Origin of the sequence: Amycolatopsis sp. NPDC101161 (assembly GCF_044768185.1) — a bacterium.
In the GTDB taxonomy this organism is placed as follows: domain Bacteria; phylum Actinomycetota; class Actinomycetes; order Mycobacteriales; family Pseudonocardiaceae; genus Amycolatopsis.
In genome coordinates this window covers 318,281-330,630 of the sequence record NZ_JBIWPI010000005.1, presented here as the reverse complement: position 1 = coordinate 330,630, position 12,350 = coordinate 318,281, and the positions used below count along the sequence as shown (strand labels likewise).

Annotated in this window: 9 protein-coding genes; 4 read left to right on the top strand and 5 right to left on the bottom strand. The window is 72.3% G+C overall.

Translation table 11 applies throughout. The annotated features are described in order from the left end of the window. Positions 1-387: 387 nt before the first annotated feature. Genes catA through ACIRSS_RS34965 form a run of 3 tightly spaced genes read right to left on the bottom strand, consistent with a single transcriptional unit; the run spans position 388 to position 3,262 of the window. The gene (catA, locus tag ACIRSS_RS34975) at positions 388-1,239 is read right to left on the bottom strand and encodes a catechol 1,2-dioxygenase (protein ID WP_400902631.1); all 852 of its coding nucleotides are present in this window, start codon (positions 1,237-1,239) and stop codon (positions 388-390) included. 14 nt (positions 1,240-1,253) lie between these two features. After that, positions 1,254-2,357, bottom strand: a complete 1,104-nt coding sequence (locus ACIRSS_RS34970) for a mandelate racemase/muconate lactonizing enzyme family protein (protein WP_400902628.1) — start codon at positions 2,355-2,357, stop codon at positions 1,254-1,256. Next, complete coding sequence (locus ACIRSS_RS34965; protein ID WP_400902625.1) at positions 2,357-3,262, bottom strand: LysR substrate-binding domain-containing protein; 906 nt, start codon at positions 3,260-3,262, stop codon at positions 2,357-2,359. Before ACIRSS_RS34965 ends, ACIRSS_RS34970 begins: the two co-directional genes overlap by 1 nt. A 176-nt stretch (positions 3,263-3,438) precedes the next feature. On the opposite strand from ACIRSS_RS34965, the gene benA reads away from it, so the two are divergent. Genes benA through ACIRSS_RS34945 form a run of 4 tightly spaced genes read left to right on the top strand, consistent with a single transcriptional unit; the run spans position 3,439 to position 10,431 of the window. Then, positions 3,439-4,800: a benzoate 1,2-dioxygenase large subunit gene (gene benA, locus ACIRSS_RS34960; protein WP_400902623.1), complete on the top strand. Its 1,362-nt coding sequence runs from the start codon at positions 3,439-3,441 to the stop codon at positions 4,798-4,800. Continuing rightward, the gene (gene benB / locus ACIRSS_RS34955) at positions 4,797-5,303 is read left to right on the top strand and encodes a benzoate 1,2-dioxygenase small subunit (RefSeq protein ID WP_400902620.1); all 507 of its coding nucleotides are present in this window, start codon (positions 4,797-4,799) and stop codon (positions 5,301-5,303) included. The genes benA and benB overlap by 4 nt, the downstream gene beginning before the upstream one ends. Positions 5,304-5,312: 9 nt before the next feature. Continuing rightward, complete coding sequence (gene benC / locus ACIRSS_RS34950; protein ID WP_400902618.1) at positions 5,313-7,775, top strand: benzoate 1,2-dioxygenase electron transfer component BenC; 2,463 nt, start codon at positions 5,313-5,315, stop codon at positions 7,773-7,775. A gap of 16 nt (positions 7,776-7,791) precedes the next feature. Further along, positions 7,792-10,431 (top strand): LuxR C-terminal-related transcriptional regulator, encoded by a 2,640-nt coding sequence (locus ACIRSS_RS34945; RefSeq protein WP_400902615.1) that lies wholly within the window; start codon positions 7,792-7,794, stop codon positions 10,429-10,431. On the opposite strand, the gene ACIRSS_RS34940 is transcribed toward ACIRSS_RS34945, so the two are convergent. Both ACIRSS_RS34940 and ACIRSS_RS34935 read right to left on the bottom strand, forming a co-directional pair. Beyond that, positions 10,428-11,117, bottom strand: coding sequence for a TIGR03943 family putative permease subunit (locus tag ACIRSS_RS34940; RefSeq protein WP_400902612.1), 690 nt, complete (start codon positions 11,115-11,117; stop codon positions 10,428-10,430). The two genes, ACIRSS_RS34945 and ACIRSS_RS34940, sit on opposite strands and share 4 nt — an antisense overlap. Next, positions 11,114-12,106 (bottom strand): permease, encoded by a 993-nt coding sequence (locus ACIRSS_RS34935; RefSeq protein WP_400902609.1) that lies wholly within the window; start codon positions 12,104-12,106, stop codon positions 11,114-11,116. The genes ACIRSS_RS34940 and ACIRSS_RS34935 overlap by 4 nt, the downstream gene beginning before the upstream one ends. Positions 12,107-12,350 lie beyond the last annotated feature (244 nt).

The window sequence follows — 12,350 nt, the reverse complement described above, 5'->3', positions numbered from 1 at the left end:
CTGGGATGAGGTTCGCGCGGATCCACCACCAGGGGGAACCCGTCCGGAACTCAGCCGGCCTGCCATCGGGCCTGAGGATCTCGACACGTCACGAACAGGCGACCATTCGTCATCGGACAGCTGGAGCCGGTCGCCCGCGGAACGGGTCAGTGCGAACTCTCGCACCCCCGAGTAGGCGATCACCAAGTCGGAACCGTGCTGGGAAGGGGTTCTTCTCCAGCTTCACCTCGACGTACACCCCCTCGGCTCCGCGCGTTATCGGCACCATCGCCCACGCTCCGGCGGGGAGCCGGTTCTGCAACTAAGGAAGCATTGCGGTGTACGCCGTCGGGTCCAGGTGAAACCCGCACGATTTCCGCGCGGCGTCCGTGCGGACGTGGTACAGCATCAGGGCCTCTCCCTGTCCAATACGAAGCCGTACTCGATGGCCTCGGCGGCTTCGGCCACCTTCGGCGACAACAGCAACTCCGGCTTCACCGCCGATGCGATGTCGTCTTCATTGTGCTCGTCGCCCGGGAAGTACAGCTGGGCCGTCAGCAGCTCGTGGCCCGGGGCCGACACCTTGACGTGCAGGTGCGCCGGGCGCCAGGCGTGCCAGGCCGCCGCCGCGATCAGTTTGCCGCACGCTCCGTCCGTGGGGATCTGGTACGGCGCCGGGCGGACCGTGTGGATCTCGAACCGGCCGGACTCGTCCGCCGTGAACGACGCTCGGAGGTTCCACTCGGGAATGCCCGGGGCGAACTGGGAGTAGAAGCCGTCCGCGTCGGCGTGCCACAGCTCGATCTTCGCTCCCGGCAACGCCGAGCCGTCGGTCGACGTGACCCGGCCCGTCCACGTCAGGGGTGTGCCCGGCTCGTTCTCCCGCATCGGGACCGTGCCGCGGGCACCGCGCTCCGGCGCGTCCGGCACGTAGTACGGGCCCTCGATCGTGCCCTTGTTGCCTTCGCGGTGCTCGGTCGCCACCTCCTCGACGACGTGCTCCACCCACACGTCCAGGAACAGCGGCCACTCGCCGTCCTCGCCGACGGCGATCAGCCACGACTTGAGCGCGTTGTACTCGTCGTAGGTGACCTTGTGCTTGCGGATCGTGCCGTGCACCGCTTCGAGGACTTCGCGCGCCAGCAGGCTGACGCGCTCCGGCGGCGTCCCGATCACGCCGGCGAGCTTGTCGGACTTGAAGCGCTCGGTGGCGTTGGCGCCCGATGCCGCCGCGGTCGCGGTCTCGTGGGTGGTGGTCATGAATCCTCCTTGGTTCAGCGGTCCTGGCGGTAGCGCCGGAGCTTTTCGGGGTCGATCGACGCGCCGAGGCCGGCGCCGGGGCGGACGGCCAGTTCGCCGTCGGCGATGCGCAACGGCTCGGTGAGCAGGTCGTCGCTCATGTCGAGGAAGTTCGACAGCTCGCCCGCGCGCCGCGACGTCAGCGCGTAGGCCGCGCCGAACGCGACCGTGCACAGGGAACCGAGCTGGCCGTCGATCTGGTTGCCCATCACGACTTCCAGGCCGAGGCCTTCGGCGAGGTGGTGGGTGCGCTGCGAGCGGGTGAAGCCGGTGCGCGCGGTCTTGATGCTGACCGCGGTGGCCGAACCGCCGAGGATCTCGCGGGTGACGTCGGCGGGCGACACGGCGGACTCGTCGGCGATGAACGGGACGTCCAGCTGCTGCACGAGCCAGCGACGGCCGAGGACGTCGTCGGCCGGGCAGAGCTCTTCGGCGAACAGCAGGCCGAGGTCGGCCATCTCCTTCATCGCGCGGGCGGCCTCGGCGGCGGTCCAGCCGCGGTTGCCGTCCACGTACAGCTCGACGTCCGGGCCGAGACCTTCGCGCAAAGCCCGCACCACCGCGGTGTCCGAAGACACCGGGCGGCGGCCGACCTTCACCTTGAACGTCGTGATGCCGTAGGTGTCGCGCATCTTCTCGGCTTCGGCGACCATCGCGGCGGGCTCGTCGAACCCGAGCATGTGCGAGACGCGCATGCGATCGGTGTAGCCGCCGAGCAGCTCGGTCACCGAGACGTCCAGCGAGCGGCCCAGCGCGTCCCAGATCGCCATGTCCAGAGCCGATTTCGCGGTCGGGTTCCCGACCGTCCGGGACAGTCGCGTGTGGACGGTCTCGCGGTCGAGCAGGCTGAGCCCGACGACCTGCGGCGCGAAGATCGAGTCGATGACGGCGACGATCCCGGCCTGGGTCTCGCCGTAGGTGAACGGCCGCGGCGGTGCCTCGGCGATGCCGGTGATGCCGTCGTCGGTGTGGACGCGGACGAGGACGTGCTCGGCGGCGTGCACCTCGCCGGAGGCGAACCGCAGGGGCTTGCGGTAGGGGATGGCGAACGGGATCGCCTCCACCCGGGTGATCTTCATCAGCTGACCTCCGCTGGTGGTCGGGCGGACGGGAACACGTCCTCGAGCGCGGCGAGGACGGTGGTGACCACGGGCGAGCGCGTCTCGCGGTGCCACGCGAGCGCCAGCTCGACGCTCGCCGCGCCGGCCAGGTCCCGGAAGACGACCCCGGCGAGCGGCAGCGACCGGGCCGACGCGGGCACGACCCCGACGCCGAGGCCGCCGGCGACCAGCGCGAGCAGCGCCGCGGTGCCCGGCGCCTCGTGCTGGCGGTCCGGGGTGAACCCGGCGTCGCGGCAGCTGCGCAGCACGGCTTCGTGCACGACCGAGTTGCGCCGGTCGTAGGTGACGAACGGCTCGGCCCGCAGGTCGGCCACCGCGACGATCGGCTCGACGGCCAGCCGGTGGTCGGCCGGGACGGCGAGGACCAGCGGCTCGACCTCGATCACGCGGTAGCCGATGTCGTCACCGGTCACCGGCGGGCGCAGCACGCCGATGCCGAGCGAACCGTCACGCAGCAGCGCGCACTGCTCGGCCGTGAGGAGGTCGGCGGTGACCTCCAGCTCGACCTGCGGGACCCGCTGCGCGAGCGCACGGGCCAGCCGCGGCAGGTGGGAAAACGCCGCCGTCCCGGTGAAGCCGACGCGGACCAGGCCGAGCCGGCCGTCGCCGATGCGGCGGACGCCCCGGACCCCGGCTTCGACGGCCGCGAGCACGCGCCGGACCTCGCCGAGGAAGAACTCGCCCGCTGGGGTGACGCGGACCTGCCGGGTCGTGCGGGCCAGCAGCGCGACGCCCAGCTCGTCCTCCAGCTGGCGGATCGTGTGCGAGAGCGCCGGCTGGGCGATGTGCAGCTGCTCGGCGGCGCGGCCGAAGTGGCACGTCTCGGCGACGGTGGCGAAGTAGCGCAGGTGACGCAGTTCCACGGCGGGCCTCCTCCCGGTGCTCTGTCGCCGATCTCCTCACGGTAAGGACGTCGCTGATCGAAGACAAAGACCTGGTTCACGGTGATTGATAAACAGCGTTTCTCAATCACACCCTAGGTCAGCTCTAGGCTTTTGCCTGGGGTGACCGGCGCCACGGCCTGTCATGGTTCGGAGCCATGACAGAGATGCTGGAGCACGTTTCCGCCGTCGTCGCCGACGCGGTCGTCGAAGACCGCGAAGCCGGCGTGTACCGCGCCAACCGGCGGATCTTCACCGACGAAGAAGTCTTCGAGCTGGAGATGAAGCACATCTTCGAGGGCAACTGGATCTACCTCGCCCACGAGAGCCAGCTGCCGAACCCCGGCGACTACTTCACCACCTACATCGGGCGTCAGCCGGTCGTGATCACGCGCGACAAGAACGGCGAGCTGCACTGCCTGATCAACGCCTGCGCCCACCGCGGCGCGATGGTCTGCCGCCGCAAGACCGACAACCGGACCACGCTGACCTGCCCGTTCCACGGCTGGACGTTCCGCAACGACGGCAAGCTGCTCAAGGTCAAGGACCCCGACGGCGCCGGCTACCCGGAGAGCTTCGACACCGGCGGCTCGCACGACATGACGCGCGTCGCCCGGTTCGACTCCTACCGCGGCTTCCTGTTCGGCAGCCTCAACCCGGACGTCACGACGCTGGCAGAGCACCTCGGCGACACCACCAAGGTGATCGACATGCTCGTCGACCAGTCCCCCGATGGCCTCGAGGTGCTGCGCGGCGCGTCGACCTACACCTACGACGGCAACTGGAAGGTCCAGGCGGAGAACGGCGCCGACGGCTACCACGTCACGGCGACGCACTGGAACTACGCCGCGACGACCGCGCGCCGGAACACCGGCGAGTCCACGAACAGCACCAAGACCCTCGACGCGGGCAGCTGGGGCAAGTCCGGCGGCGGCTACTGGTCCTACCCCAACGGCCACCTGTGCCTGTGGACCTGGGCGGGCAACCCGCAGGACCGTCCACTGTGGAACCGCCTGGACGAGCTGAAGGAGGAGTTCGGCGACGCCAAGGGCGAGTTCATGGTCCGCGGGTCCCGCAACCTCTGCCTGTACCCGAACGTGTACCTGATGGACCAGTTCTCGACGCAGATCCGGCACTTCCGGCCGATCGCGCCCGACAAGACCGAAGTCACCATCTACTGCATCGCCCCCAAGGGCGAGAGCGCCGACGCGCGGGCGTGGCGGATCCGCCAGTACGAGGACTTCTTCAACGCTTCCGGTATGGCGACCCCCGACGACCTGGAGGAGTTCCGCTCCTGCCAGCTCACCTTCCGCGCTACCGCCGCGCCCTGGAACGACATGAGCCGCGGCGCGCAGCACTGGCTGACCGGCCCCGACGAGGTCGCCGAAGCCCTCGACATGAAGGGCGTCATCTCGGCCGGCCGGAAGAACGAGGACGAGGGCCTCTACCCCGTCCAGCACGGCTACTGGCGCGAAACCCTGCAAGCCGCCATCGCCGCGGAGCGAGGAGAAACCCGATGACCACCGCCGAAAAGACGATCACCCGGCACGACATCGAGCAGTTCCTCTACCGCGAAGCCCGCTACCTCGACGACCGCGAGTTCGAGAAGTGGCTGGAGTGCTACGCCGACGACGTCGTCTACTGGATGCCCTCCTGGGGCGACGACGACCTGCTCACCGAGGACCCGCAGACGTCGATCTCGCTGATCTACTACCCGAACAAGGGCGGCCTCGAGGACCGGGTGTTCCGCATCCGCACCGAGCGCTCCAGCGCGACTTCCATCCCGGAGCCGCGGACCAGCCACAACATCACCAACGTCGAGCTGATCGAGCGGCGCGGGGAGGTCGTGGACGTCCGGTTCAACTGGCACACCATGTACTTCCGGTACAAGACCGTGGACCCGTACTACGGGACTTCGTTCTACACCATCGACTTCTCCGGTCCCGCGCCGCTGATCCGCCGCAAGACCGTGGTGCTCAAGAACGACTACATCCACCACGTCGTCGACGTCTACCACATCTGAGGTCCCGCCATGACGCACCAAGTAGCACTGTCCTTCGAGGACGGTGTCACCCGGTTCATCGAGTGCGCGCCGGACCAGACCGTCGCGGACGCGTCCTACCGGCAGCGCGTCAACATCCCCCTCGACTGCCGCGACGGCGCCTGCGGCACGTGCAAGGCGTTCTGCGAGTCCGGCGAGTACGACGGCGGCAGCTACATCGACGACGCGCTCACCGAAGACGAGGCCGGCCGCGGGTACGTGCTGCCGTGCAGCATGAAACCGAAGTCGGACCTGGTGTTGCGGATCGCGAGCACGTCGGCGGTCGCGAAGACGCAGGCGGCGACCTTCCCCGCCACGCTGACCGCGCTCGACCGGCTCTCCCCCACCACCGTCGCGGTCACGCTCGAGGCGCCGGAGCGGGACAAACTGGCGTTCCTGCCCGGCCAATACGTCAACATCGCCGTGCCCGGCACCGACGAGACGCGTTCGTACTCGTTCAGCAACGCCCCCGACGACAAGCACCTGACGTTCCTCGTGAAGATCACGCCCGGCGGCGTGATGTCGGAGTACCTGACCCGGCGCGCGAAGCCGGGGGACGCACTGACGTTCACCGGCCCGCACGGCAGTTTCTTCCTGCGGGAGACCGACCGCCCGGTGCTCCTGCTGGCCGGCGGCACCGGGCTCGCGCCGATCCTGTCCATCCTGCGCGCGCTGCGCGCGGCCGGTTCCACCCGGCCGGCGCACCTGGTCTACGGCGTCAGCACCGACGACGACCTCGTCGAGGTCGGCACGCTGCGGGAGCTGGCCGCCCAGGTCGACAACCTCACGTGGGACTACTGCGTCGCCGACCCGGGCAGCGCGGCCCCGAACAAGGGGTACGTCACCACGCTCATCCGGGACGAGCACCTGCACGGCGGCGACGTCGCCGTCTACCTGTGCGGGCCGCCGCCGATGGTCGAGGCCGTGCGCACGCACTTCGCCGACGCCGGGTTCGAGCCCACCGGGTTCTACTACGAGAAGTTCGCCCTCGCGGCCGCGCCGCAGCCCGCCGCGGCACCCGAGCCCGAGCCTGAGTCCATTGTGGAGCAACCGGCCGCGAGCCGGAACCTGGCCGGGCAGGACGTGTTCCCGGCCGTCACCGTCACGCCGCTGCGAGCGGGCACGCCGCTTTCGGCGACCGAAGAGGCCGCTGTCGCGCGGACGATCGCGGGCCAGGGCGTCTTCCCGGCTCCCCCGGCGCCCGGGCGGTACGAGATCGGTGAGGAACACCCGTCGGTGCACGAATCGGACGCCGTATTCGAGGCCCGCCAGGCTCTCGAACTGGGCGCCCTGGAACTCACCATCGGCCGGCTGACCTCGCAGCAGCTCGCCGGTTACCGGCTGCTCGCCGAGTCGGCCGTGCCCTATGTGGACGGTGACCGGTTCGTCGACGCCGCCGCGTATACCGAAGCCAACGCGGCCTTCCACGACTACCTGTTCACCCTCACCGGCAACGAGCACCTCCTGCAGGCCTACCGCGCGCTCGGCGTGAAGGGCCACATGGAGACGACACTGCGGGAGGCCACCTGGTGCCACCCCCGCTGCACCCAGGACCACCTCGACATCGTCACCGCGTTCGAGGCCGGCGATCGCACCACGGCCCGGCGGCTGGTCGCCGAGCACGCCGACCGGTCGAAGCTCACGACCCGCCGGGCCATGGCCGCCGGCGAGCGGCCGCGGTTCGTCACGCCCGGCCGGTTCGACGGCAAGGTCGTCGTCGTCACCGGCGCCGCCCAGGGCATCGGCGAACGGACCGCCCGCCGGATCGCCGGCGAGGGCGGCGCGCTGGTGCTGGCCGACCGCTCGGACCTCGTCGAAGGCCTGGCCGGCGAGCTGGCGGGCGACGCCGTGGTTGCCGACCTGGAGACCTGGGCGGGTGCGCAGGCCGTCGTCGACGCCGCGCTCGCCCGGCACGGCCGGATCGACGTGCTGGTCAACAACGTCGGCGGGGCGATCTGGTTCAAGCCGTTCACCGAGTTCACCCCCGAGCAGATCGAGGCCGAGCTGCGCCGGTCGCTGCTGACCACGCTCTTCGCCTGCCGGGCCGCGCTGCCGTCGATGGCCGAGCGGGGCGGTGGCGTGATCGTCAACGTCTCCTCGGCGGCCACCCGCGGCATCCACCGGATCCCCTACTCCGCGGCGAAGGGCGGGATCAACGCGATCACCGCGTCGCTCGCCGTCGAGTACGCCGGCGCGGGGATCCGCGTGGTCGCCACCGCGCCCGGCGGCACCGACGCCCCGCCCCGGCGCGTCTCCCGCGGCGGGTCCGCGTTGGAGTCCGAGCGGGAGCGGGCCTGGTTCCAGGCGCACATCGACCAGACGCTCGAGTCGTCACTGCTCAAGCGATACGGCACGCTGGACGAGCAGGCCGCGGCGATCGCGTTCCTGGCCTCCGACGAGGCCTCGTACGTGACCGGGACCGTCCTGCCCGTGGCCGGGGGCGACCTCGGCTGAGACCGGTGAGGTGAGCGTGGCACCGCTGATCGGGCGCGCGGAGCTCGTGGCCGGCCTGGAGCAGGCGCTCCGGCCCGGTCCGGGCCGGTTCGTCCTGCTCGCCGGGCCGCCCGGGATCGGCACGTCCGCGCTGGCCGCCCACCTCGCCGGCCGCCACGACGGCCCGGTCCTTCGCGTGGCGGCGGCCGAGTGGGAGTCGCGCCGGCCGTACGCCCTGTTGACCCAGGCCTTCCCGGACCTACCGGTGGCCGACCCGCTCGGCACCGCCGCGGAGCTCGCCGCCCGCGTCGAACCGGGCGCCCTCCTGGTGCTCGACGACGCGCACTTCGCGGACGTCGAATCGCTGCGGACCCTCGGCTCCGCCCGCCGGCACCACGTCCTCCTGCACGTCCTGGCGACCGCGAACCTCGGTGCCCGGCGCGCGGCCGCCGACGCCCTGGACCTGCTGCCGAAGCTCGCGACCGACGTCCCGCGCCTCCCGCCGCTGGACGCCGCGCAGGTCGGCGAGCTGGCCGCGGCCTACGGCGTCGCGCTGCACCCGACGATGGCCGAACGCCTGCGCCGGCACACCGAGGGCCGGCCGCGCCCGGCCGTCGAGCTGCTCACCGAACTCCCGCGCGCGATCTGGTCCCGGTTCGACCCCGCGTTGCCCGCGCCCGCCGGCACGGACGCCCGGGTGCGCGAAAGCCTCGCCGCCTGCACGCCGGCCGCGCGGCGGTTCGCCGAGGCCACGGCCGTGCTGGGCGCGGACACCCCGGTGCGCGCGGTGCTGTCGCTGGCCGAGCTCGACGTCGAGCCGCTCGCGCTGATCGACGAGACCGTCGCCGCCGGCCTCGTCCGGCTCGCGCCGCGCGGCCTCACCCACGTCGGCCCGCCGGACCCGATGGTCCGGGCCGCGGTGCTGAGCGACCTGGGGCCGGCGCGGCGGGCCGGGCTGCAGCGCCGGGCCGCCGGGCTGGTCGACGACCCGGTCCGGGCGCTGCGGCTGCTGGTCGCCGCCAGTCCCGTGCCCGATCCCGGGCTGGCGGACCGGCTCGAAGACCTCGCCCGCGAGCGAGCCGCCGAGGGCGCGTGGGGCACCGCCGCGACCTTGCTCAGCGACGCGAGCCGGCTCACCGACGACCCCCGGCACCGGCAGGCCCGGCTCACCCGCGCCGTCGACGCGCTGATCGGCGCCGGCGACATGTTCCGCGCCGCGGCCTTGGTGCCGGAAGTCGAGAGCGGCCGCGAAACCCCGTTGCGGGACGCGGTTCTCGGGTACCTGGCCGTGGTCCGCGGCCGGGCCGCCGAAGCGGGCACGCGGCTGCGACGGGCCTGGGACATCGTCAACGCCGAGCGCGACCCGGAGACCGCCGCGCTCATCTGCCAGCGGTACGTCCTGGACGCCCTCGCCCGCTACGACGGCGGCGACCTCGTGCGCTGGGCCGACCGCGCCATCGAGCTGGCCGGCGCCGACACGCCCCCGGCCGTCGAAGCCGCCGCCATCCGCGGTCTCGGCCTGGCCGCCACCGGGCGCGCGAAGCAGGCTCGACGCGACTACGAACAGCTCACCGCGCGCTTGCCGCACGGCGCGCAGGCCCAGCGCGCGACGATGGCCCGCGGCTGGCTCAACCTGCTCACCGACCGGCTCGACGACGCCCGCGTCGACCTGGAAAGCGCGATCCCGACCAGCTACCTCGGCGGGTCCGCCCGGATTTCGCTGTGGGCGCGGGCCTGGCTGGCCCGCACGCAGTTCCTCACCGGCGAGTGGACCGAGGCGCTGGCGACCATCCGCGACGCACTGGACCTGCAGGAGCGGACCGGGATCCTGCTCACCGGCCCGCTGCTGCTGTGGACGGCGTCGGCGGTGCACGCCCTGCGCGGCGACTTCGACGACGCGGAAGCCGTGCTGCTGCAGGCGGCTACCGGCGCGGGCGACTACGCGATCATGCGCGTGCCGAGCCAGCTCGCGCGGGCGCAGCTGGCCGAGGCCCGCGCCGACTCCGCCGGCGTGTTACGCGCGTTGTACCCGCTGACCCGGCCCGCGCTGAGCACCGACGAACCCGGGCACTGGCCGTGGCAAGACATGTACGCCCACGCGCTGGTCCTGCTCGGCCGGCTCGACGAAGCCGACGACTTCCTTGCGCCGCACGAAAAACTGGCTGCCAAGCGCGGCCACGGTTCGGCCCGGGCCCGGCTCGCCGCGGCGCGCGGCCGGCTGCACGGTGCCCGCGGCGACGTCACCGCCGCGACCGCGTCGTTCGACGAAGCCCTCGAACTGATCAGCACCTTGCCCCTGCGCTACGACCAGGCGCGCGTCAACTTCGGCTACGGGCAGACATTGCGCCGCCTGGGCCGCCGCGCCCGCGCGGACGTCGTGCTGACGGCGGCCCGCGACGGCTTCGCCGCGATGGGCGCGGCGACTTACGTCGAGCGGTGCGACCGCGAGCTGAAGGCGGGCGGGGTGCACCTCGCCCGCTCCGGCTCGCGGTTGACGCCCCAGGAGGAGGCCGTCAGCCGGCTGGTCGCCCAGGGGTGGTCGAACAAGGAAGTCGCCGCGGAGCTGTTCCTTTCGGGCAAGACCGTGCAGTACCACCTGACCCGGGTGTACGCGAAGCTCGGCATCCGGTCGCGGACCGAGCTGGCGGCCCGGTACGGCGTCGAAGGGACTCCTTAACCGAGGCTTTCGTACGGGTCGTCCGGCGCCGGCACAGGCTGGGCCCGCGCGACGTCGAGGAACGGGATGGTGCCGCCGTTCACCGGGTCCTTCGCCTGCGTTGAGGTGAAGGCGCCGGTGACCTCCAGCCACGAATCGGGCTGCAGCACCGGGGGCACCTGCCCGGTCAGGCCGACCTTGACCGGCTGCGCGTCGGCGGCGCAGCAGTTGAGGAGCATGCGGATCAGGTAGGGCGCGCCGTCGTGGTCGAACGCCACGAACCCGGTGAGCGTGACGGTGCGCCCGGCCAGGGACCGGCCGTGGTCGTACACCGCGCGATCCGCGTAACCGATCACCGTCAACGGGACCGGGTTGCCGGCCGGGAGCGGGACGACGATCCGCGGGGCGGTCACCGCCGTACCGGTGCGCATCGCGCTGTAGGAGCCCAGCGCCGGTGGCGCGGCGAGGACCAGCGCGAACACCGGCAGCACCAGCAGCCACGAGATCCGCGGCCCCGGCGGCCCGGCCGGGCGGCGCCGCGCGTACCGGACGGTGGCGACGGCCGCGACCACCAGCACCACCCCGGCCGCCAGCACCAGCGGGCGCAACCCGGCCTTGACGTAGCGCAGGTACAGCCCGGTCGCGCCGGCGTGGAGCAGGACCCCGCCGACGAGGAACAGCAGGATCGCCTGCACCGTGCGGTTCACAGCAGCACCGCCCCGGTCAGGACCGCGGTCCCCGCGGCCACGACGAACGTCACCGGCGCGAACCGCAGCGCGAACCCGCGGCCGAACGTCGCGGCCTGCATGCCGAACAGCTTCAGGTCGATCATCGGGCCGACGACCAAGAACGCCAGCCGCGCCGTGAGCGAGAACTGCGTCAACGAGGACGCGACGAACGCGTCGGCCTCCGAGCAGATCGACAGCAGCACGGCGAGCACCGACAGCGCCAAGACCGCCACCACGGGGTTGCCGGCCGCGGCGTACAGCCAGCTCGAGGGCACCACGGACTTGAGGGTGGCGGCGGCCATCGCCCCGCCGACGAGGAACCCGCCCGCGTGCATGACGTCGTGCCGGACCGAGCCCCAGAACGCCTCGCCGCAGCCCTCGCCCGCACCGTGCGCGTGCGCCCGAGGCCGCAGCCAGTCCGGCCGGCCGAGCCGCTGCCACAGCCAGCCCATCACGCAGGACGCCGCGAGGCTCGCCGCGAACCGGGCGACGACCATCCGCGGCTGCCCGGGGAACGCGACCGCGGTCGCCGCCAGCACCACCGGGTTGATCGCCGGCGCCGACAGCAGGAACGCCACCGCGGCCGAGGGCGTCACGCCGCCGCGCACCAGCGCGCCGGCCACCGGCACCGACGCGCATTCGCAGCCCGGCAGGACCGCCCCGGCCAGCCCGGCGACCGGCACCGCCAGCGCCGGCCGTTTCGGCAGCACGCGGGTGAAGAACGACGGCGGGACGAAGACCGCGAGCCCGGCCGACAGCAGCACGCCGACGGCCAGGAAGGGCAGCGCCTGCACGACCACCGCCACGAACACCGTCAGCCAGCTCTGCAGCACCGGGGTGGCCAGCAGCCGCCGCACCGGCCCCTGGGCCAGGAACCCGAGCAGCAGCACCAAGGTCAAGATCAGGACCGGGTCGACGTTCCAGCCCGCTTGCGCGCGCCGGTCCCGGTCTTCGTCGATGGCAGTCACCACAGGCTCCCGTACTTCCGCTCCGTACCCCGTTCCTGACACGGACGGCGGCGCCACGGGGTTCACCGCGCCCGGCCCGACTAAAGTCGCGGGCGGTTCGCGACGAAAGTCGGCCGCGCGCACCCGCCGATTCGTCCCGATCGGGCGGGAACGGGCCGCCGTGGCCGATTGGTCCGCGGGCCATTCGGCGGAACCGCGGCGGAGCAATTCATTGCCCCCCTTCGGAAAGGGTCCGCCGGCCCGC

What these genes read in the sequence shown, in the direction of transcription:
- catA (WP_400902631.1), bottom strand. Translation starts at nt 1,239, where the DNA reads ATGACCACCACCCACGAGACCGCGACCGCGGCGGCATCGGGCGCCAAC.
- benB (WP_400902620.1), top strand. Translation starts at nt 4,797, where the DNA reads ATGACCACCGCCGAAAAGACGATCACCCGGCACGACATCGAGCAGTTC.
- ACIRSS_RS34970 (WP_400902628.1), bottom strand. Translation starts at nt 2,357, where the DNA reads ATGAAGATCACCCGGGTGGAGGCGATCCCGTTCGCCATCCCCTACCGC.
- benA (WP_400902623.1), top strand. Translation starts at nt 3,439, where the DNA reads ATGACAGAGATGCTGGAGCACGTTTCCGCCGTCGTCGCCGACGCGGTC.
- benC (WP_400902618.1), top strand. Translation starts at nt 5,313, where the DNA reads ATGACGCACCAAGTAGCACTGTCCTTCGAGGACGGTGTCACCCGGTTC.